Below are 24,786 nucleotides of genomic sequence, written 5' to 3' on the forward strand. Positions count from 1 at the left end.
CCGCAGCAACGGATATGTACACTCACGAAACCCGCTCCCCAACCACAACCCCATCCCGCCACCAAGCCGCCAAACTAAAGACGTTCGGCGCCTTGAGCAGCGAAAAATGATTCCCCGGCCCATACCAAACCTCCAACACCCCCACGCACCCGCGCCACCCCTCAACCATAAACCTCTGCTCCCGCTGATTCCCTGCCGCGTCCAGGGTCGGATCCTCCGCCAACACCAACCGCACCACCCCCTCATACCGCCGACCAGGCCGATAAACCGTGCGCAACGCCGACGCATACGTGCGCGCCGGCCCATCCATGGCATCCACCGAAGACCGCGCCGGCAACAACCCAACCGCCACCATCCCCTCATGCAACAACCTTCGCTGCTCCACTTCATCGCGCCCGGCAAAATCCACCGCATCAATCCCAAGCGACTTACCCGAAGCCACCTGCATCGACTCCACCAACCGCAACAACGCCGCCGTCGTGGTATAGGGCCGGCCCACCACCCCATTGCCCCCGGGCGCCTCGCTGTCGATCAACGTCAACGACGCCACCTCACGCCCCTGAGCCTGCAACCGCGTGGCCATCTCGAACACCACCCAACCGCCAAACGAATGCCCCACCAAATGCACCGGCCCCGAAGGACATTCCTGCTCCATGGCCTGCAAATAACAGCGCGCCGCCGCCTCAACCTGGCTATGGGGCACCACCTCCCCATCCAGCCCACGGGGCTGCAAGCCAAAGATCGGCCAGTCCCGTCCCAACGCCTCGGTCAACCCTACAAACCCCGTCACGCTATCCCCCGCCCCCGGCACACAGAAGATCGGTGCCTGCCCGGCGCGACCACTCTGGATCCGCAACAACGGCTGATGCACCGCCACCGCCGGCGCCTCACTCAACGCCAGGGCCTCACCCATCGCCTGCCCCAGCGCCCGGATATGCGGTGCCTGCATCATGCTCTGGTGATCCCCCGGCACCTCAATGCGGCGCAATTGCCCCACGGCCAGTGCCTCATCCCATCCCAAATCCAGGCTGCGCCGCGAGAGTTCCGTCGGCCGCTCGGCGGCGCTGAACAAGTGCACCGCCAGCGGCATCGGGAACAGGCTGTAATGCGCCAACGCATGCCCATGCCCGACTTCCCGCTGGATAAAACTCAACAGGTCCGCGTCCGAAGCCGCCGCCATCTGCGCGTACAACAAATGCCGATCGCGGCAGCGTTGCAGCAAACCCGCAAAGTCCAGCTGTCCAATGTCCGCTTCCAGTTGCTCAAGGCTCGCCAACTCATCCACACCTCCCTGTGCCTTCCAATACGCCGTGCACTGCAACAGCAAATGCCGCTTGAGGGCATCCGGCCCGCTCCAGCGCGCCTTGCCCTGGTCGGTCATGCGCGGCACGTAGCTGTCGATCAACCCGAGGAATGCCACCGGTTCGTCCAGCCCCTGCAGTTGCATCGCCACTTCATAGGCCAACACCCCGCCGAACGACCAACCCGCCAGCCGATACGGCCCATGGGGCTGCACCGAGCGGATGATCCCCACCAGCCGCGCCGCCAGGCCTTCCATGGTCTGCAACTGCACCTCGCCAAGGGGTGCACCGGGCAGGCCATAGATCGGGTAGTCCCCCGGCAGGTGCCGACCCAGCGCCGGGAAATACACGTCCATGCCGCTGAACTCATGCACCAGGAACAACGGCGGCTGGCTGCCGCTGGCGCGTACGGTGATCAGCGAGCTGTTGTCCTCCCGCGCCGTGCGCTGACCGAGCATCGAGGCAACCGAGGCCACGCTGGCGTGCTGGAACAGCTCGGCCAACGACACCTCAAGCCCCGCCTCTTCCATCAGGTTGACCAGCCGGATCGCCAGCAACGAATGGCCACCCAGTTCAAAGAAACTGTCATGCCGACCGACCTGCTCCAGCCGCAACACCTCGGCCCAGAGGCGTGCCAGGGTCTGTTCCAGCTCGTTCGCCGGCGCCTCGAACACGCGGCTCGCCGATGCCTCCAGCGCGGGCACCGGCAGGGCCTTGCGGTCGACCTTGCCGTTGGCTGTCAGGGGCATTTTTTCCAGCGGTACATAGGCCGATGGCACCATGTAGTCCGGCAGGTGCTGCAGCAGATGACTGCGCAACACTTCGATGGCCAGCGGCTCGCCGGTGTAGTACGCCACCAGGCGCTTGTCCCCCGGCGCATCTTCTCGTGCCAGCACCACCACATCCTTGATGCCGCTGCAGGTGGCCAGGCGTGCTTCGATCTCGCCCAACTCGATGCGGAAGCCGCGGATCTTCACCTGGTCGTCATTACGCCCGATGCACTCCAGCAGTCCGTCCGCCGACCAGCGCCCAAGGTCGCCGGTGCGGTACAACAAGCCATCGCCAAACGGATCATCGACAAACTTCTCGGCCGTCAGCTCCGGCCGGTTCAGGTACCCCTTGGCCACGCCATGCCCGCCAATGCAGATTTCCCCGACCACGCCCAGCGGCACCGGCTGCAAGTGCGCATCCAGCAGGTGGATTTGCGTGTTGGCAATCGGCCTGCCGATCGGCACGCTTTCGGCATCGGCGGCGATGGCCTGCACTTCATGCGTGGTGGCGTAAGTGGTGGTTTCCGTCGGGCCGTAGCAATGCACCAGCCGCAGTGCCGGCGCCTGGGCCAGCAGGCTGCGGAACGCCGCCGGATCGGCCCGTTCACCGCCGCATAACAGGATGCGCAGCCCGGCCAACGCGTCGGGAATCAATTGCACGTACTGGTTGAACAGCGCAGTGGTGACGAACAGGATCGTCGCCCCGCCCGCCTTCAGTGCCCGGCCAAACGCGCCGGGGTCGAGCAAGGTCGCATGGTCGATCACCAGCACCTGGCCACCGTTGAGCAAGGGGCCCCACACGTCCATGGTGCTCGCGTCGAACGCCGGGTTGGAAGCGAACGCCACGCGGTCATGGGCGTTGAAATCGGCGTAACCGTTATTGATCACCAGCCGCGTGATGCCCCGGTGCGGTACCAGCACACCCTTGGGGGTGCCGGTGGAACCGGAGGTGTACATGATGTACGCCACGCGCTCCGAGGACTGCGACAGGTCCGGGTTGTGGCTCGGTTGCGGGTCCAGCGCCAGGGTGTCGAGGTCGATACGTCGGGCCGGGTAAGCGACGGGCTCGCTGCTGTGGGTCAACAGCCACACTGCGCCACTGTCCTGCACCATAAAGGCCTGACGCTCGGCCGGGGCGTTGATGTCCAGCGGCACGTAGGCCGCCGCGCATTTGAGGATTGCCAGTTGGCTGAGCAACAGGTCAATCGAGCGCGGCAACAGGATCGCCACATGGTCGCCGGGCTGCACGCCCAGGTTGCGCAGGTGGTGCGCCAACTGGTTGGCTCGGGTGTTCAGCGCGCCGTAACTCAGGGTGTGTTCACCATGCACCACTGCGATAGCACCCGGGCGTGCCTGCGCCTGGGCTTCGAACAAACGCTGCACCGTATGTTCGTGAGGGAATTCGCGCTGGGTGGCGTTGAATTCCATCCGCAGTTTTTCACGCTCCGCCGCCGGCAGAATCGACAGTTGGCTGATTGAGCCCCCTGCATTCTGTTCCAGGGCCTGCACCAGTTGCTCCAGGGCAACATGCAGGTACTCGCAGAGGCGTGGCGCGCCCTGCCCCATGGCGTCAAAGCCAAACCCGTCGCCCAGGTCATCGACACTCAGGGACAGCGCAAAGTTGGTACGTTCCTCGGCCTTGAGCACCTGCATGCCCTGCCACGCCTCGGCTACGCCGCCAGCGTGCGGGGCGCTGTGGCGATAGTTGAACAGCACGCTGAACAGCGGCGTATTGGCCGGCAGCCCGCTGCAACGCTGGGCCAGGGCCAGTGGCGCATGTTCGTGACTGAGCAACCGAGTCAGGCTTGCGTGGGTGGCCATCAGCGCTGCGTGCACCGTGCGCTCACCCAGGTCGACCCGCAGCGGCAAGGTGTTGATGAACACACCCAAGGCACGTTCGGCGCCTTCGCCGCCTTGCAGCCGGCCCAGCAATACGGTGCCGAACACCACCTGCTCGCGGCCGGAAACCTTGCCCAGCACCTGCGCCCAGGCCAGGTGCATCAGGCTCGCAGCACTGACCCCAAGCTGCCGTGCCAGGGTGCGCAGGCGCCCGTTCAACAGCGGGTCGACGCGCAAATGTGCCTGTTGCGCTTCACCCGGTGCACTCAATGCCAGCGTCGGCTCATCGACCTCCCCGAGCATCTCGCGGAAGAACGCTTCGTGCTCTTCCTCACGCATGCCCAACCGCGTCTGCGCCACATAATTGCGATACGGCACCGCCGCACCCAACTGCTCGCGCCGGCCGAGCAAGCACGCCTGCATCTCGTGCTGCAGCACCTCCAGCGCAACGTGGTCCATCACCAGATGATGGAACAGCAACAACGCAACCACCCGCTGGTTGGCCGGGTCCTCGGCGTATACCAGGCGCATCAGCGGTGCCTGAGCCAAGTTCAGCCGATGCTGTTCGAAGCGCGCCTGCAATTGCTCCAGCACATCGCCCGCCAGTTGAATCGGCTCAACCCGCAACGAGGCCTGGCGCCACACCACCTGCACCGGTTCTTCCAGCCCGTCCCAGTGCATCGACGAGCGCAGGATATCCTGCCGCTCGATCACCGCCTGCAACGCCTGGGCAAACGCTTCAAGGCGCTCGACGCTGGCGAAGGCAAACTGCGCCTGCAACAGGTACGCGTCACCCTGTTGCACTGCGCGATGGTGATACAGGATCCCGGCCTGCAACGGCGCCAGCGGGTAGATATCCTGCACGTTGGCCGCGCCGCCGGGAATGCTCGCGACAAGGCGGTCGATGGCGGGTTGCTTCAAGTTCACGAGCGTCAGCATGTCCGGGGTGATCCGCGTGCAATCCGCGGCGATCCCATTGGCCGGCACCACCACTTCGCGACCACCACCCACGGCAGCCGCCAAGGCTGCAAGGGTGGGTTGACCAAACAACACTTTCACATCCGCCGACAACCCGACCCGACGCATGCGGCCGATCAGGCTGGCGGCCAGCAGCGAATGGCCGCCCAGCTCGAAGAAATGGTCGTGCCGACCGACACGCTCCACCTTGAGCAAATCCGCCCAGAGGCCGGCCAGGGTGATTTCGGTTTCCCCCACAGGCGCGACGTACTCCCGGGCGCTCACCGATTCCAGGCCCGGCGCCGGCAGTGCCTTGCGGTCGAGCTTGCCATTGGGGCTCAGGGGCAAGGCGTCCAGGTGCATGAAGGTGGCCGGTACCATGTAGTCCGGCAGGTGTTCCAGCAAATGGCTGCGCAAAGCGTCGATTTGCGCCGGCACGCCGGTGTAGTAAGCCACCAGCCGTGAATCGCGGGCGACCACGGCGGCTTCGTTGATCTGCGGGAATTGCAGCAGTCGCGCCTGGATCTCCCCCAGTTCGATGCGCAAGCCACGGATTTTCACCTGGTCGTCATTGCGGCCCAAATACTCGATGGTGCCGTCCGGCAGGTAGCGCCCGACGTCGCCGGTGCGGTACATCCGGCCCGCGCTGAACGGGTCCTTGAGGAAGCGCTCGGCGGTCAGCTCAGGACGGTGCAGGTAACCCCGCGCCACTTGCACACCGCCGATGAACAGCTCGCCCACCACACCCAACGGAACAGGCTGCAACTGCCCGTCCAGCAGGTACATGCGGGTGTTGGCAATCGGCTTGCCGATGGGGGTGTTGTCCGGCGTGACGGGCCCGGCGCAATCCCACGCCGTCACGTCCACCGCCGCTTCCGTCGGGCCATAAAGGTTGTACAAACCGATGCCCGGCAACTGCTGTTTGAAGCGGCGCACCAGGCTGCCGGGCAACGCTTCACCACTGCACATCACCCGCACCAGCACGGCGCTCTGGCTGACGTCGCCGTGGGCCAGGAACACATCGAGCATCGATGGCACAAAGTGCAGCGTGGTGATCTGCTCCGCCTCGATCACCTCACACAGGTAGGCCGGGTCTTTATGCCCGCCAGGACGCGCCATCACCAACCGCGCGCCGGTGAACAGCGGCCAGAAGAACTCCCACACCGACACGTCGAAGCTGAACGGGGTTTTCTGCAACACCCTGTCCTGGGCAGTCAGTCCGTACTCGTCCTGCATCCACAGCAGGCGGTTCACCACGCCCGCGTGCTCGTTGATCACGCCTTTCGGTTGGCCGGTAGAACCCGAGGTGTAGATCACGTAGGCCTGATGCTGCGCGGTCAGCCCATCCACTTGTGGGTTGGACGTTGGTTGGTGCTGCCAGGTGTTCCTGTCCAGGTCCACCAGCGGCACCGTGACGTCGCCCAGCAACGAACGGGTTTCGCCCTGCACCAGCACGGCGGCCGGTGCGCTGTCCTTGAGCATGTAGGCGATACGTTCCAGCGGATACGCCGGGTCCAGCGGCACATAACCGCCGCCCGCCTTGAGGATTGCGAACAGGCCAATGACCATCTCCAGGCCGCGCTCGACGCAAATCGCCACCCGCGAATCCGGCTGTACACCCAGCTCCCGCAGATGGTGCGCCAACTGATTGGCCCGTTCGTTCAGCTCGCGATAGCTCAGGCACTCCGAGCCTGCCTTCACCGCAAGCGCATCCGGCGTTCTCGCCACTTGGGCTTCGAACATACCGTGCAGCGTCTGGTCGAGGTTGTAATCCACTGTGGTGTTATTGAAGTCGAACAGCAGATGCTGGCGCTCCTGATCGTCCAGCAAGTCAGCCTGCTCCAGCACCGCCTGATCGTTATCCACCATGGCCTGCAGCACGCGGGTGAAATAGCCGACATAGCGTTGCATGGTCGACTCGTCGAACAACGCGATGGCGTATTCCAGGGTGCCGCGAATTTCGCCCCGGGTCTCGCCGAGGTTCAGGGACAGGTCGAACTTGGCAAAGTGACTGTCCTCCACGATTCCTTCAAGGCTCAGGTCGCCGAGGGCCAGCACCGGCGCGTCACTGTCCTGCCAGGTCAACATCGTCTGGAACAGCGGGCTATGGGCCAGGCTGCGCAATGGCCGGGTGATTTCCACCACCTGCTCAAACGGCAGATCCTGATGAGCCTGGGCGTCCAGCGCCAGCCCCTTGACCCGCGCCAGCAGCGCCTCGGCGCTCAGCTCGCCCGAGGTATCAATGCGCACTGCCAGGGTGTTGACGAACAACCCGATCAGGCCTTCCACCTCGGCCCGCTGGCGGTTGGCGACCGGCGAGCCGATCACCACTTCCTCCTGCCCGGCCAAACGCGCGAGCAACGAGGCCCACGCCGTCATCATCACCATGTACAGCGTGGTGCCGTGGCGCTGGCTGAGGGCCTTGAGCCCGGCGCTCAGGCGCTCATCCAGGTGCACCTCGACGCTGCTGCCGGCGTAGTCCTGCTGGGCCGGGCGTGGACGGTCGGTCGGCAACATCAGCAACGCCGGCGCACCGGCCAGGGTGTGTTGCCAGTAGCTGCTCTGGCGATGCAACACTTCGCCGCTCAGCCACAGGCGCTGCCATACGGCAAAGTCGCTGTACTGGATCGGCAACGGCGGCAGTGGGTCAGCCTCACCGTGGCTGAACGCCTGGTACAGCGCCATCAGTTCGCGGGTCAGCACGCCCATGGACCAGCCATCGGACACGATGTGGTGGATAGTCAGCAGCAATACGTGGTGATCGTCGGCCATGATCACCAGGCGCCCGCGCAACAGCGGGCCGCGCTGCAAATCAAAAGGCGCCGAGGCTTCGCCCTGGATCAACGCGTCAAGCACCTGCTGTGCTTCGGGGTGGCGACGCAGGTCCTGGACTTGCAGGGGCATCACTTCTTCAGGCGGCACGATCAGCACCTGGGCGTCGTCATCCTGCTGGGCAAACCGGCTGCGCAAGGTCTCATGCCGCGCGACGATCCGCGCCAGGGCCCGTTGCAGCGCGTCGACGTGCAACTGCCCGCGCAGGCGCAGGCCGATGGGAATGTTGTAGGCGGTGTTGGCGCCCTCCATCAGCGCCAGGAACCACAGGCGTTGCTGGGCAAACGACAACGGCAACTCCGTGTCCCGCGCCGCCGGCAGGATATCCGGCAAGGTGCTGCGCCCGGCCTGGGCCACGACCTGCGCCACCGCCGCCAGTTCGGCATTGGCGAACAGTTCGCCCAGTGCCAGGTCGACCCCCAGTTGCTGGCGAACCTGGGACACCATGCGCATGGCCAGCAACGAATGGCCGCCCAACTCAAAGAAATGATCCTGGCGCCCCACGCGCTGCACCTGCAGCACGTCCGCCCAGATCTGCGCCAGCATGGTTTCGATGTCGCCGTGGGGCGCCTCGTATTCGCGGGTGAAGACGGCGGCCAGGTCCGGCTTTGGCAGGGCCTTGCGGTCCAGTTTGCCGTTGGCAGTCAGGGGCAACGCATCGAGTTTCACGTAGGCCACCGGCACCATGTAGTCCGGCAAGTGCGCCACCAGATGGGCACGAACCTCGCCCACCTGAAGCGGTTCGAATTGCGGGTTTTCGGTGAAGTAAGCCACCAGCCGTGGCTGGCCCGGTTGGTCTTCACGGGCCAGCACCACCACTTCCTGAAGGCCAGGCAGCTGGTTGAGGCGGGTTTCGATTTCCCCCAGTTCGATGCGCACACCGCGGATTTTCACCTGGTCGTCGTTGCGGCCCAGGTACTCGATATTTCCGTCCGGCAACCAGCGCGCGAGGTCGCCGGTGCGGTACATGCGGCCCGAATTGAATGGGTCATCCAGGAAACGTTCGGCGGTCATTTCCGGGCGATTGAGGTAACCCCGCGCCACGCCCTTGCCGCCCACATACAGTTCACCGGCAACCCCCAAGGGCACCGGGCGCTGCTGTTCGTCCAGCAGGTAAACCGTGGCATTGGCGATGGGTTTGCCGATGTGCAACGGCTGCCCGGGCTCGATCCGCCCGGAGGTGGCGACCACCGTGGCTTCGGTGGGGCCGTAGTTGTTGATCACCTCGAAACGCTGGGCCCGGGTGAACTGGCGCAGGCGGTCGCCGCCAATCAGCAAGGTGCGCAGGGTCGGGTGCTCGATGTTCTGGCTGAACGCATATTCGGCCACCGGCGTGGGCAGGAAACACACGTCCAGCGGTTGTGCGCGCCACCAGTCCAGCAGCGCGTCGATATCTTCGGCGCCGTCGTGGGCCGGCGGCAGGTGCAAGGTGGCCCCCACGCACAGCGCCGGCCAGACTTCCCAGGCCATCGCGTCAAAGCCAAACCCGGCAACGCTCGCGGTGTGACGGCCTGCGCACAGGTCAAACGCGGTGCAGTGCCAGTCCACCAGGTTGGCCACGGTGTGATGTTCCACCATCACGCCCTTGGGCAGGCCGGTGGAGCCGGAGGTGTAGATCACGTAGGCCAGGTTGGTGGGCGTGACGGCCACCTGCGGGTTGCTCGCCGAATGGTGGTGCCAGGTAAAACGGTCCAGGTTGATCACCGGCACATCGAGCGCGGGCAGGCGCTCCAGCAGTGCATGCTGGGTCAGTACCGCGACCGGGGCGCTGTCGCCGAGCAGGTAGCTCAGGCGCTCGGCCGGGTGCGACGGGTCCACCGGCACATAGCAGGCACCGGCCTTGAGGATCGCCAGCAACCCGGCCAGGGTGTCCAGCCCGCGCCGGGCAACGATGGCCACGCGATCGTCGGGTTTTACCCCCAGCGCCAGCAGGTGATGGGCCAGCAGGTTGGCTTGTTGATTCAACTCGGCATAGGTCAGCTGGCGGCCTTGATACACTGCGGCCACCGCGTCCGGGGTCAGCAGGGTCTGGGCCTCGATACGCCCGTGCAGGGTGGTGCCTTGGGGGAAGTCGATGGCTGTCGCGTTGAACTGCTCCAGCAAGTGCCGCTGCTCCGCCTCGGGCAACACCGACAAGCGATTCAAGGGTGTTTCGGGTGCATCTTCCAGCGCCTGAACCAGGTTCCCCAGGGCAGTTTGCAGATAAGCGCACACCCGCTGCGGATCAACCTGGGCACTGGCCAACAGGCTCAGGCTGAAGTCTTCGCCCAGGTCGTCGACGCTCAGGGTCAACGGGTAGTTGGTGCGTTCCTCGGAACGCAACGCTTGAATACCCTGCCAGGCCGAGACCGCTTCGGCGCTCGCGCCGCCTGCGCTATGGCGGTAGTTGAGCAACGCGCTGAACAGCGGCGTCGGCGCCACTACACCGCTGCAACGCTGGGCCAGGGCCAGCGCCGCGTGTTCGTGACGCAGCAAGGTGGTCAGCCGGGCATGGGTCGCCTTGACCCCGGTGCGCACGTCTTCGGCGCCTACATCCACCCGCAACGGCAAGGTGTTGATAAAGATCCCCAGGGCACGGTCGGTGTCGTGGCTGCCCTGCATGCGGCCCATCAGCACCGTGCCGAACACCACCTGTTCCTTGCCCGCCAGCACTCCCAGCACCTGGGCCCAGCCCATGTGGAACAGGCTCGCGGCGCTGACGCCCAACTGCCGGGCCTGGGCGCGCAAGCGCCGGCTCAACTGCGGGGCCAGCGGCAGGCTGATCTCCTGGATGTTGTCGCCGTCGCCCTGCACATCCTGCAGGCCGTAGGGCAAGGTCGGCTCGCTGATGTCGCCGAGCATCTGCCGGAAGAACCCTTCGTGCTCCTGCTCGCTGATGCCCAGGCGCGCCTGGGCGACATAGTTGCGAAACGGCACCGCCTGGCCCAGTTCAGCCGCCCTGCCCAGCAGGCAGGCTTGCATCTCGTGGCAGACCACTTCCAGCGCGCTGTGGTCCAGGGCCATGTGGTGGAACAACAGCATCGCCACCACCCGTTGGCCGGCTTCATCCCAGGCCCGCACCAGGCGCAGCAGCGGCGCGCGGGTCACGTCCATGCGGTAGTGGCGGCCATCGAACAGGCGATGCAACTGGGCGGCGATATCGCCGTCTGCCGGGTCCAGTTCAATCGCCTGCACCGGCAGGCGCGCCGTGCGCCAGACCACTTGCGACGGTTCTTCCAGGCCTTCCCACACCACGCCGGTCCGCAGGATGTCGTGACGGTCGATCACCTGTTGCAAGGCCAGGGCAAAGCCCTCGAAACGCTCAAGGCTGTCGAAGGCAAACAGCGACTGCATGATGTACGGGTCGCCGTGCTCGGCACTCACATGGTGGTAGAGGATGCCCTCCTGCAACGGTGCCAGCGGGTAGATGTCCTGCACATTGGCGACGCCACCCTCGACGGTCTCGAGGATACGGTCGATGGACGCCTGGCTGAGGGTCGACAGGCTCAGCATCTGCGGGGTAATCGAGGTAGCGCCCGGTGGAATGCCATTGGCCGGCACCTGCACCTCACCGGCCTTGGTGGCCGAGTACTCCCCGGCCTTGATCAGCTCGATCAGCGCCGGCTTGTGTTCGCGCAGCGAGGCCACCAGTGCCGCGTCGCTCAGGGCCTGCTTGTTGCCTTGCACCGACAACTGATCGCCCTTGAGCGCCAGTTGCACATCCTTGGCCTTGAGTGTCGCCAACAGTTCGATGATGCTCACAGGACGATCTCCATTCGTTCGGTAATTGCGGCGTAGCCGGCCAGGGTCGGCTGTTCGAACAGGCCCCGCACATCGGCTTCCATGCCTTCCTGACGCAAGCGTCCGATCAAGCTGACGGCCAGCAACGAGTGCCCGCCCAGCTCGAAAAAGTTGTCGTGACGCCCGACCCGCTCCACCTTCAGCAGCTCGGTCCACAGCCGCGCCAGGGTGATTTCGGTAGCGCCCACCGGGGCCTCGTACTCGCGCACGATCAGTGATTCCACACCCGGCGTCGGCAAGGCCTTGCGGTCGAGCTTGCCGTTGGGGCTCAGGGGCAGAGCGTCGAGATGGACGAATACCGCGGGCACCATGAAGTCCGGCAAGCGCGCCAGCAGGTGCGCCCGCAACTGTTCGATATCGGCTGGCACGCCGGTGTAGTACGCCACCAGGCGTTCGTCGCGGGCCAACACGGCCGCTTCCTTCACCTGTGGGTACTCGGTCATCCGCGCCTGGATTTCTCCGAGTTCAATACGCAGGCCACGGATTTTTACCTGGTCGTCATTACGGCCCAGGTACTCGATATTGCCATCCGGCAGGTAGCGCCCGACGTCACCGGTGCGGTACATCCGGCCTGGGTTGAACGGGTCCTTGAGGAAGCGCTCGGCCGTCAGTTCGGGACGGTGCAGGTAGCCGCGAGCCACTTGCACACCGGCGATAAACAGCTCGCCCACCACGCCCAGCGGCACCGGTTGCAACCGGGCATCCAGCAGGTACATGCGGGTGTTGGCAATCGGCTTGCCGATAGGCGTGTTGTCCGGCACCACGGGCCTGGCGCAGTTCCAGGCGGTCACGTCCACTGCGGCTTCCGTCGGGCCATAGAGGTTGTACAGGCCGATGCCGGGCAATTGCTGCTTGAAGCGCCGCACCAGGCTGCCGGGCAAGGCTTCGCCGCTGCACATCACCCGCAGCAGCCCGGCGCCCTGGCTGACATCACCGTGGGCCAGGAACACATCGAGCATCGACGGCACGAAGTGCAAGGTGGTGATCTGTTCTGCCGCGATCACCTCGCACAGGTAAGCCGGCTCCTTGTGCCCGCCGGGGCGAGCCATGACCAGCCGCGCACCGGTGAACAGGGGCCAGAAGAACTCCCACACCGACACATCGAAGCTGAACGGGGTTTTCTGCAGTACCGCATCAGTGGCGTTCAGGCCGTAGGCGTCCTGCATCCACAACAAGCGGTTGACCACACCCGCGTGCTCGTTGATCACGCCCTTGGGTTGGCCGGTGGAGCCGGAGGTGTAGATCACGTAGGCCTGGTGCTGCGCGGTCAACCCGGGAACCTGTGGGTTGGACACCGGCTGGTGCGCCCAGGTGTTCTGGTCAAGATCCACCACCGGCACCGTCACGTCGCCCAGCAACGAACGGGTAGCGCCCTGCACCAGCAGCGCCGCGGGCTGGCTGTCTTGCAGCATGTAGGCGAGGCGATCCAGCGGGTACGCCGGGTCCAGCGGCACATAACCACCACCGGCCTTGAGGATCGCAAACAGACCGATGACCATCTCCAGACCACGCTCGACGCAAATCGCCACCCGCGAATCCGGCTGCACGCCCAGTTCCCGCAGGTGGTGCGCCAGTTGGTTGGCGCGCTGGTTCAGCTCGGCATAGGTCAGGCATTGCTCACCCACCTTCACCGCCAATGCATCCGGCGTGCGCTCGACCTGGGCCTCGAACAGGCCGTGCAGGGTCTGCGCCAGGTCGTAGTCAACCTCGGTGGCATTGAAATCAAACAGCAGTTGCTGACGCTCTGCATCCCCCAGGATCGGCAGGCGGTCAAGGGCCTGGTGCGGCGCGTGCTCCAGGGCCTCCACCAACTGGGTCAACGCCATCTGCATATAACCGCAGACCCGTTGTGCGCCTACCTGGGCCGGGGTCAACGCGGTGAAGTCATAACCATCACCCAGGTCATCGACGTTCAGGGTCAACGGATAGTTGGTGCGCCCGTCATTGGTCAGGGTCTGCATGCCTTCCCAGGCGTGCTGCGCGTCCTGTGAACGGGTGGCGCCGCCCCGGTGGCGATAATTGAGCATCGAGCTGAACAGCGGCAGCGGCGCCGCCACCCCGCTGCAACGCTGGGCCAGGGCCAGGGAAGCATGTTCATGGCCCAGCAGCGCGGTGAGCCGGGCATGGGTGCTGCGCACGCTGTCGCGCACGCCTTGCCCGTCGATATCCAGGCGCAATGGCAGGGTGTTAATGAACACGCCAAGGGCCCGGTCCGCGCCCTCGCCGCCCTGCATCCGGCCGACCAGCACCGTGCCAAACACCACATTCGGCTTGCCCGACGTCACCGCCAACACCTGCGCCCATGCCAGGTGGAACAGGCTCGCGGTGCTCACGCCCAGCAGGCGTGCCTGGGCCCTGAGGCGCCGGCTGACGGCAGCGTCCAGGTGATGCGTGAATTCTTCGATATCCCGACCATCGCCCTGCACATCCTGCAAGCCAAACGGCAGCGTTGGCTCATGGATATCGCCAAGCATCTCGCGGAAGAACCCTTCATGTTCCTGCTCGCTGACACCCAGTCGCGCCTGCGCCACGTAGTTGCGATAAGGCATCGGCGCGGACTGCGGTGCGGGGTGCCCCAGCAGGTAGCCCTGCATTTCCCGCAGCACCACGTCGAACGCGGTGTGGTCCAGCACGATGTGGTGATACAGCAGCACCGCCACCACCCGCTGATTGGCCGGGTCGTTGGCGTACATCAGGCGGATCAGCGGCGCCTGAGCGATGTCCAGCCGGTAGCGCCGGGCGTCGAAACGCTGATGCAGGCCGGCCAGCACATCACCGTCCAGATGCAGCGCTTCGACCGTCAATCGAGCCTTGCGCCACACCACTTGCACCGGCTGCGCCAAGCCTTCCCAGACCACACCGGTCCGCAGGATGTCGTGGCGGTCGATCACCTGCTGCAAGGCCTGGGCGAAGCTGTCCAGGCGCGCCTGGGTATCGAATGCCAGGTGCGATTGCAGCAGGTACGGATCGCCCTGCTCCGCCGTGATGTAGTGGTAAAGAATGCCTTCCTGTAACGGTGCCAGCGGGTAAATATCCTGCACATTGGCGGCGCCACCCGGCACGCTGGCGACGATCTGGTCGATCATCGGCTGATCCAGCTCCACCAATGGCAGCATCGAGGGCGTGATGCGCGGGCAATCGGCGGCGATGGCATTCACCGGCACCACCACTTCCCGGCCACTGCCCACTGCCGCTGCCAATGCCGCCATCGTCGGCTGGCTGAACAGCACCCGCACATCGGCGCTGAGGCCGGCCTGGCGCATGCGCTCGATCAGGCTTACCGCCAGCAAGGAATGGCCGCCCAGCTCGAAGAAGTGGTCATGGCGGCCCACTTGCTCCACCTGCAACACCTCGGCCCAGATCCGCGCCAGGGTGGTCTCGACTTCGCCGCGTGGGGCTTCATATTCCCGGCTGAGCACGGCGGCCTGATCCGGTGCCGGCAGCGCCTTGCGGTCAAGCTTGCCGTTGGCGGTCAACGGCCAGCTGTCGAGTTTGACGTAGACCACCGGCACCATGGCCTCGGGCAGTTGGCTGTGCAGCTCGGCGCGCAGGGTTTCGATAACCAGCGGTTTTTGTTCGGTGAACCAGGCCACCAGGCGGCCGTCGCGCACCAGCACCACGGCTTCCTTGACGCCGTCGACGGCGGCCAGGCGGGTTTCGATTTCTCCCAGCTCGACGCGCACGCCCCGGACTTTTACCTGGTCGTCGTTGCGGCCCAGATATTCAATGTTGCCATCCGGCAGCCAGCGCGCCAGGTCGCCGGTGCGGTACATGCGGCCCGGGTTGAACGGGTCATCGAGGAATCGCTCGGCGGTCAGGTCCGGGCGATTCAGGTAGCCGCGGGCCACGCCGCGGCCGCCTACATACAGCTCACCCGCCACACCCACCGGCACCGGCCGTTGTTGTGCATCCAGCAGGTACACCGTGGCATTGGCCATCGGCTTGCCGATATGCAGCGGCTGGCCGGCGCGCACCCGGCCAGAGGTGGCGACCACCGTGGCTTCGGTGGGGCCGTAGTTGTTGATCACCGCGAAACGTCGCTCATGGCTGAACTGGCGCAGGCGATCACCGCCGATCAACAGGGTGCGCAAGCTTGGGTGCTCAAGGTCCTGGCTGAACGCGTACTCGGCCACCGGGGTGGGCAGGAAGCTCACGTCCAGCGGCTGGGCCAGCCACCAGGCCAGCAGTTCGTCGATGTTTTCATTGCCGACATGGGCCGGTAGCAGGTGCAAGGTCGCCCCCACACACAATGCGGGCCAGACTTCCCAGGCCATGGCATCGAAACCGAAGCCGGCCACGCTGCTGGTGTGGCTGCCGGCCTGCAGGTCGAAGGCTTCACAGTGCCAATGCACCAGGTTTTCCACGGTGCGGTGTTCCACCATCACGCCTTTGGGCTGGCCGGTGGAGCCGGAGGTGTAGATGACGTAGGCGAGGTTCGCCGGGGTCAGGCTGGCGACGTGGGGATTGGTGCCGTCGGGATAGGCGCCATGCAGATCGACGATGGCGACATCACCGAGCACGCCACGGGTGCTCTCTTCGGCCAGGACCGCGACCGGTGCGCTGTCTTGCAGCAGGTAAGCGATGCGCTCGGCCGGATAGGCCGGGTCTACCGGGACGTAGGCCGCGCCCGCCTTGAGAATCGCCAGCAGGCCCGCCAGCATCTGCGGGCCGCGTCGGCAGCAGATCGCCACACGGTCGTCGGGCTGTACGCCCAGCGCCAGCAAGTGATGGGCCAATTGGTTGGCGCGTTGGTTGAGCTGTTGGTACGTCAGGTGCTGGCCGTCCTGGCTCACGGCAATCGCCTGCGGCAGGCGCAGGGCCTGGGCTTCGAAAGCGCCGTGCAGGGTCTGCCCTTGCGGGTAGTCGCGGGCGGTGGCGTTGAAGCTGCGCAGCAGGTGTTCGCGTTCGCGGGCAGGCAGTACCGGCAACTGATGCAACGGCGTTTGCGGCGCGTCCTCAAGGGCCTCCACCAGTTGCTCCAGCGCACTGTGCATGGAGTCGCACAGGCGCTGCGCGCCGATGGATTCCAGCGCCAGTACCGTCAAGCCGAAGCCCGTACCGAGGTCATCCACACTCAAGGTCAGCGGGTAGTTGCTGCGTTCTTCGCCGCCGAGCAATTGCACGCCTTCCCAGATACCGTGGCCGTCGCGGGCCATTTCGCCCGGGGTGCTGTGGCGGTAGTTGAGCAAGGCACTGAACAACGGCATCGAGTTCGGCACGCCGCTGCACCGCTGGGCCAGCGCCAGGGATGCATGCTCATGGCCCAGCAAGGCACTGAGACGGGCGTGAGTCGCCTTGACGCCGGCACGTACCGCGTCGGCACCCACCTCCACCCGCAGCGGCAAGGTGTTGATGAACATGCCCAATGCCCGGTCGGCACCTTCGCCGGCTTGCATGCGGCCCATCAATACGGTGCCGAACACCACGTCCTGACGGCCCGACACCAGCCCGAGGACCTGGGCCCACGCGAGGTGCATCAGGCTCGCAGCGCTGACCCCCAGTTGCCGCGCCTGTTCACGAACCCGCAGCGCCAGCCCTGCATCGACGGGCAATTCGGCCTCTTCGATATCCCGGCCATCGCCCAGCACATCCTGCACGCCGAAGGGCAGCGTGGGCTCGTCGACATCGGCGAGCATTTCGCGGAAGAACTGCTCGTGTTCCTGGGCGCTGACACCCAGGCGAGCCTGGGCCACGTAGTGACGGAACGGTGCCGCGGCCGGCAAGTCATCGGCCTGGTTGAACAGGAACGCCCGCATGTCCTGGCCGACCACTTCCATGGCGGTGTGGTCCAGTGCCAGGTGATGGAACAGCAGGATCGCCGCGACCCGCTGGTTGGCCGGGTCCTGCGAATACACCATACGCAGCAGCGGCGCCTGGGTGATATCCAGGCGATAGTGGCGGGCATCAAAACGCGCGTGCAGTTGTTCGATCACATCACCATCGGCCGGGTCCAGCGGGATGTTCTGCACCACCAGTTCGGCCTGGCGCCACACCACTTGCACCGGGCTGTCCAAGCCTTCCCACACCACGCCGGTGCGCAGGATATCGTGGCGCGCCACGACCTTTTGCAGCGCGCCCATGAAGGCCTGCAAACGCTCGACGCTGTCAAACGCCATGCGCGATTGCAGCAGGTAGGGATCACCCTGTTCGGCGCTGATGTGGTGGTAGAGGATGCCTTCCTGCAACGGCGCCAGCGGGTAGATATCCTGCACGTTGGCTGCACCGCCGGGCACCGTCGCCACGATGCGGTCGATGGCCGGCTGGTCCAGCTTGACCAGGGTCAGCATCGACGGCGCGATGTGCTCGCAGCCCGGCGCAATGCCGTTGGCCGGCACCACGATTTCCCGGCCACTGCCCACCGCCGCCGCCAGCGCCGCCAGGCTTGGCTGGTTGAACAGCACCCGCACATCGGCGCTCAGGCCCGCCTGGCGCATGCGTTCGATCAGGCTCACCGCCAGCAACGAATGGCCACCGAGTTCAAAGAAGTGGTCATAGCGCCCGACACGCTCGACCTTCAGCACGTCCTGCCAGATCTGCGCCAGCAGGGTCTCCACCTCGCCCTCCGGGGCTTCGAAACCACGGCTGAGCAGCGCCGCCTGATCCGGCGCAGGCAGGCCCTTGCGGTCCAGCTTGCCATTCGCGGTCAGCGGCAACAGTTCCAGCCAGACATAGGCCGACGGCACCATGTAGTCCGGCAGCCGGCTTTGCAGGTGCGCACGCAACGCTTCAATGCCCAGCGGCGCCTGGGCGGTGTAGTAAGCCACCAGGCGCTTGTCGCCTGACTCATCTTCACGGGCCAGCACCACCGTGTCTTTGACGCCGGAAACGCTGGCGAGGCAGCTTTCGATTTCACCCGGCTCGATACGGAAACCACGGATTTTCAACTGATGGTCATTGCGGCCCTGGTACAGCAAGGTGCCGTCCGCCTGCCAGCTCGCCAGGTCGCCGGTGCGGTACAGCAGCCCATCGCCGAACGGGTCGACGATAAATTTCTCGGCGGTCAATTGCGGCTGGTTCAGGTAACCCTTGGCCACACCCGCGCCACCGATGTACAGCTCGCCAACCACGCCCAGCGCCACCGGCTGCTGCCGTGCATCCAGCACGTAGGCACGGCTGTTGCCAATCGGTCGGCCAATCGGAATACCGCCCTCACCCACCGACTTGATCTCGAAGGTGGTGGAAAACGTCGTGGCTTCGGTGGGGCCATAGCCATTCAGCAGGTGCTGCGGCGCGCCGTGCTCAAGCACCCGGGCGATCACCTGCGGGTCGAGCACATCGCCGCCGACGATCAGGTAGCGCAGTTGCCGGAACATCGGCATCAACCCGTCGGCGTACTGATGGAACAGCCCGGCGGTCATCCACAACACGCTGACGGATTGCTCCTGCAACAGGGCGCCAAACGCGGCCTGGGACAGCAACGTGGCATGCTCGACCACCACCACGCAGCCGCCGTTGAGCAACGGCGCCCACACATCGAGGGTGCTGGCGTCGAACGCCGGGTTCGAGGCGAAGGCCACCCGGTCGCGGTGATTGAAGTCGGCATAACCGTTGTTGATCACCAATCGAGAGACGGCGCGATGGGGCACCTGCACACCCTTGGGCGCGCCGGTTGAGCCGGAGGTGTACATGATGTACGCCACGCTTTCGGCAGACTGGGACAGGTTCGGATTATGGGCCGGCTGATTGTCGAGGTTCAGCCCGTCGAGATCACGCAGCACCTGCCCGGCGTGACTGTCCTGCACCATGAACGCCTGGCGTTCGTGCGGCGCATTGATGTCCAGCGGCACGTACACCGCCGCGCACTTGAGGATGGCCAACTGGCTGACCAGCAGGTCGATGGAACGTGGCATCGCGATAGCCACGCTGTCGCCCGGTTTTACACCCTGGTCGATCAAATAGTGGGCCAGGCGATTGGCCCGCAGGTTGAGTTCGCGGTAAGTAAGCGACACGTCGCCGTGCACCACCGCCAGCGCGTCGGGGCTGGTCAGGACGCTGGCTTCGAAGATCCCGTGCACGGTGTGCGCAGCCGGGTAGGCGCGGGCAGTGGCGTTGAAGTCCACCAGCACTTGATGCCGCTCGGCGGGTGGCAGGATCGACACTTGATGCAGCGGTGTGGTCGGCGCCTGTTGCAGTGCCGTGGCCAGGTTGCGCAAGGCGCTGAGCATGTAGTCGCCGACGCGCCGCACATCCACCTCCGCCACGCCTTGCACGGTCAGGGCAAAACCTGCGCCGAGGTCGTCGACGTTCAGCACCAGCGGGTAGTTGCTGCGCTCCTCGGAACTGAGGATTTCGATCCCGGCGTCGGCGAACGGGCTGGCGCCCGGCGCTTCACCCGGCGCGCTGTGGCGGTAGTTGAGCAAGGTGCTGAACAACGGCAGCGCACCGGACACGCCACTGCATCGCTGGGCCAGGGACAAGGAGGCATGTTCATGCCCCAGCAACTGTGCCAGCCGCGCATGGGTGGCGCGCACGCCAGCCTGCACGCCCACCGCGCCGACACTGACCCGCAACGGCAAGGTATTGATGAACATCCCCAGCGCCCGGTCGGCGCCCTCGCCGCCGTGCAGCCGGCCCAGCAGCACGGTGCCGAAGACCACGTCGTCCTGGCCCGAGACCTGGCCGAGGACCTGGGCCCATGCCAGGTGCACCAGGCTTGCGGCACTCACCCCCAGTTGCCGGGCCTGCTCGCGAAGGCCCAGGCTGAGGGCCGGTTCCAACGCCACGTGCGCTTCGCGCACACCGCTGCCGTCGCGGTTCACGTCCTGCAAGCCGAAGGCCAGGGTCGGCTCGTCGATGTCGCCGAGCATTTCGCTGAAGAACGCCTCATGCTGCGCAGCGCTCACACCGAGGCGCGCCTGGGCCACGTAGTTGCGGTACTGCACGGCGTCGGGCAGCAAGCCGGTTTCGCCTGCAAGGCTCGCGCTCATTTCCTCCACCAGCACCTGCAACGCGGTGTGGTCCAGCAGGATGTGGTGCAGCAGCAGGATGCCGACGTAACGGCCGTGATCCTCGGCGTAGGCAAACCGCATCAACGAGGCGCGGGACAGGTCGAGGCGGTAGTGGCGTGGGTCGAAGCGTTCCTGCAGTTGCGCCAATACGGCACTGAAAGGATCGGCTTCAACCTGCTCAACCACCAGCAGCGCCTGGCGCAAGACCACCTGCACCGGCTCGTCCAGGCCTTCCCAGACAATCCCGGTACGCAGGATATCGTTGCGCTCGATCACACTTTGCAGCGCACGGATAAACGCCTCGACCGGCTCATGGCCGCTGAAGCTGAACTGCACCTGCAACACGTAGGGATCGCCTTCGGTGGTTGCCAGGTGGTGGTAGAGGATGCCGGCCTGCAACGGGGCCAGGCCGTAGATGTCCTGCACGTTGGCGATGCCGCCAGGGACACTGGCGATGATATGGTCGATGGCCTGCTGGTCGAGATTCACCAGCGGCAGCATGTCCGGGGTGATGTGCCGCGTCGCTTCGCCGATCAGGTTGGCCGGGACCTGCACTTCATGTTGCCCGCCCACCGCAGCGGCCAGCGCAGCCAGGGTCGGCTGGCCGAACAGCACCCGCACATCGGCGCTCAGCTCGAGCTGGCGCATGCGCTCGATCAGCTTGACCGCCAGCAACGAATGGCCGCCCAGCTCGAAAAAGTTGTCCTGGCGCCCGACCCGGTCGACCTTCAGCAGGTCTTGCCAGAGATTCGCGATCGCGGTTTCCACCGCGCCTTGTGGCGCTTCATAACCACGACGGGCCAGGGCATCGGCGTCCGGTGCCGGCAAGGCCTTGCGGTCGAGCTTGCCGTTGGTGGTAAGCGGGAACGCGTCGAGCAGCACAAAGGCGCTGGGCACCATGTACTCGGCGAGGGACAGCAGCAGGTGGTCACGCAGCTCAGCGGCAGTGGGCGTGTGTTCAGGCTGGGCAATCACGTAGGCCACCAGGCGCTTGTCGCCCGGTTCGTCTTCGCGGGCAATCACCACGGCTTCGCGCACACCTTCGCAGGTGGCCAGGCGTGCTTCGATTTCCCCCAGTTCGATACGGAAACCGCGAATCTTCACCTGGTCGTCGTTGCGCCCCAGGTACTCGACACTGCCGTCGGCCAGCATCCGGCCGAGGTCACCGGTCTTGTACAGGCGCAGGCCGGTTGCGGGATCCGTCAGAAAACGTTCGGCCGTCAGCTCATCGCGGTTGAGATAACCCCGCGCCACGCCGGCACCGCCGACGTACAACTCCCCGACTACGCCGCTCGGCACCGGTTCGCGGCGGGCGTCCAGCACATACAGTTGCAAGTCGGGAATGCGCACGCCAATCGGACTCACGCCCACCCGCTGTGCATCCGCCGCCTCCAGGGCACGGTAGGTCACATGCACGGTGGTTTCGGTGATGCCATACATGTTGACCAACCGCGTACCAGCGTTGGTCACCCGGGCGTACCACGGCTTGAGAATCCCCGGTTCCAGGGCTTCACCGCCGAAGATCACCTGGCGCAGCGAGTGCAGTTGCTGGCTGCGGCCCTGTGCCGCGATCAACTGGCGGAACGCGCTCGGCGTCTGGTTGAGAATACTGACGCCGGCTTCGCACAGCAGTGCGTAACACTCGTCCGGCGAGCGGCTGACCAGCTGCGGCACCACCAGCAACTGCCCGCCATGCATCAGCGCGCCCCAGATCTCCCACACCGAGAAGTCGAAGGCAAACGAGTGGAACAGCGCCCAGGTGTCATTGGCGTTGAACTTGAACCAGTGCTCGGTGGCGCTGAACAGTCGCGCGACGTTGCGGTGTTCGATCATCACGCCCTTGGGCAGGCCGGTGGAGCCGGAGGTGTAGATCACATAGGCCAGGCTGGACGCGCTGATTGCAACGTTGGGGTTGACGATGGGCTCGTGCTGCAGGCTGTTGAGGTCGATCGACGTGACGTCGCCCACCAGGTGGCGGGTGTCGTCCTGCACCAGCACCGCCAGCGGCGCGCTGTCTTTCAGGGTGTAGGCGATACGGTCCAGCGGGTAGGCCGGATCGATCGGCACATAACCCGCCCCAGCCTTGAGAATCCCCAGCAGGCCAATGATCATTTCCAGCCCGCGTTCGACACAGATCGCCACCCGGTCGTCGGGGCGGATGCCATGCTTGAGCAGGCAATGCGCAACCTGGTTGGCGCGCTCGTTCAGCTCGCGGTAGCTCAGGTGTTCGTGTTCAAAGCGCAGCGCGATGGCTTCGGGATGGCTGGCGGCATGAGCTTCGACTTGCTGGTGGATCAGGGCTGAATCGGCGTAGTGCTGGGTGCTGGCGTTAAGGCCATGCAGCAGATGCTGGCGTTCGGCGGCAGGCAGGATGCCCAGGTTGTGCAACGGTGCATCTGGCGTTTGTTCCAGGGCCAGCACCAGGTTTTCCAGGGCGGTGTGCAGGTAACCGGCAATGCGCGTCGCGCCGATGGAGGCGTCCACCATCACGGTAAAGGCAAAGCCTTCGCCCAGGTCATCGACGTTGACCGTCAGCGGGTAGTTGGTGCGTTCTTCGGCGCCCAACACCTGGATGCCTTCGGCGATATCGATCACCGCCTGGGTGTCCGAGGCATCGCTGTGACGGTAATTGAGGATGGCACTGAACAACGGCGTGGGTGCGGCCACACCGCTGCAACGCTGGGCCAGGGCCAGGGAGGCGTGTTCGTGATCGAGCAGTTCGGTCAGGCGCTTGTGGGTGGTGTGCACGGCGGCGCGCACGCCTTGTTCGCCTACATCCACCCGCAGCGGCAGGGTATTGATGAACATGCCCAGGGCCTGGTCGGCACCCTCGCCCGCGCCCATGCGGCCGAGCATCACGCTGCCAAATACCACGGCTTCGCGAGCCGAGACCTTGCCCAGCACCTGGGCCAGCGCCAGGTGCATCACACTGGCGGGACTGACACCCAACGGTCTCGCCTGGGCCCTTAGACGGCGACTTAGATCGCCGTCGACGGCAATGCGGGTTTCGTCGATGCCATGCCCGTCACCCTGCACATCCTGCAGGCCGAACGGCAGGGTTGGCTCGTCGATATCGGCCAGCATCTCGCGGAAGAACGCTTCGTGAGCCTGTTCGCTGACGCCATGGCGGACCTGGGCGATGTAGTTGCGAAACGGCACCGGTGCACTGGCGTGTTCGGTCTGGCCGGCGAGGTGCAGCTGGATCTCCCGGCGCACTACGTCGAGGGCGGTGTGGTCGAGGATGGTGTGGTGGAACAGCAGCATGGCGACCACACGCTGGTTGCGCGGGTCTTCGGCGAACACCAGGCGCAGCAGTGGGGCCTGGCCGAGGTCCATGCGGTAGTTGCGGGCGTCGTAGAGGGCTTGCAGTTGGGTCAGTACATCGCCGTCGAGGCGGGCTTCTTCGCAGGCCAGCGAGGCCTTGCGCCAGACGACTTGCAGGGGTTCGTCGAGGCGATCCCAGGCCATCGAGGTGCGCAGGATATCGTGGCGGTCGATGACCCATTGCAAGGCCTGGGCGAAGGTTTCAAGACGGGCACGGCTGTCGAACACGAACTGCGCGTGCAGCACGTAGGGGTCGCCCTGGTGCGCTGACAGATGGTGGTAGAGCATGCCTTCCTGGAGGGGTGCCAGAGGGTAGATATCCTGCACATTCGCCGCCCCGCCGGGGATCGCGGCGACGATGCGGTCGATGGCGGGTTGGTCGAGGTTGACCAGGGGCAGCATGTCCGGGGTGATGCGATAGGCCGGGCTGAGCCAGTCGCCGCCGTGTTGGGCGACGAGGTCGAGCAGTTGGGGTTTGTGGGCGATCAGTTGGTCCCATAGGGCGTCATCCAGCGCGTCGTCGTCACCCAGGATGATCAGGTCGCCTTCGTCCATTTGCAGGCGGATCGGGTGGGTGGAAAGAGCTGCCAGTAATTTGCTGAACTGCATGGGGTAACCTGCTTTTTTGAGTCGGATACGGTTGAGGAGAAAGTCCGTTTTCAGCTGTCGCGTAAGTGCCTGGGAGGCCCGGTTTAAAGCGCGGGCGCAGTCGTGGGCCGGGAGGCTTCCCGCAGGGTTGGGAAATTAGAGGATTCGGGGGGTGGGGGGTGACATGGGAAGCGGGGACAAAGCGGCTGGCGTGGGGGAACTTTCGTATTTGTTGGATGGGGGGCATATCCGTTATTTGGGTGATGGCTTCGATTGGTTCCGCTCTTACAGCGGCTCACTTTTGAAGAGCGCAAAAGTAAGCAAAACGCTCTTGCCCCACCACTCGGCACCTCGCCTAGGCTCGGTGTGCCCTCACTCCGGCTTTGGACCGTGGGCCGCCGTCATGGGCCATCCCTGGCCCAGGACGGCTAACCCGGCGTCCTGCCG

General features: G+C 65.4%; 2 protein-coding genes. Both read right to left on the reverse strand.

Annotated elements, in window-relative coordinates; all coding sequences use genetic code 11:
• Nucleotides 1-22: 22 nt before the first annotated feature.
• On the reverse strand, nucleotides 23-11,440 hold the full coding sequence (locus HX824_RS02490) for a non-ribosomal peptide synthetase (protein ID WP_177054098.1): 11,418 nt from the start codon (nucleotides 11,438-11,440) through the stop codon (nucleotides 23-25).
• Nucleotides 11,437-24,360, reverse strand: a complete 12,924-nt coding sequence (locus tag HX824_RS02495) for a non-ribosomal peptide synthetase (protein ID WP_177054099.1) — start codon at nucleotides 24,358-24,360, stop codon at nucleotides 11,437-11,439. Before HX824_RS02495 ends, HX824_RS02490 begins: the two co-directional genes overlap by 4 nt.
• Nucleotides 24,361-24,786 lie beyond the last annotated feature (426 nt).

The organism is Pseudomonas sp. D4002 (assembly GCF_013385665.1).
Taxonomy (GTDB): domain Bacteria; phylum Pseudomonadota; class Gammaproteobacteria; order Pseudomonadales; family Pseudomonadaceae; genus Aquipseudomonas.

Bases quoted from the DNA above. Each gene is read 5' to 3' on its own strand.
- HX824_RS02495 (WP_177054099.1), bottom strand. From the start codon at position 24,360: ATGCAGTTCAGCAAATTACTGGCAGCTCTTTCCACCCACCCGATCCGC.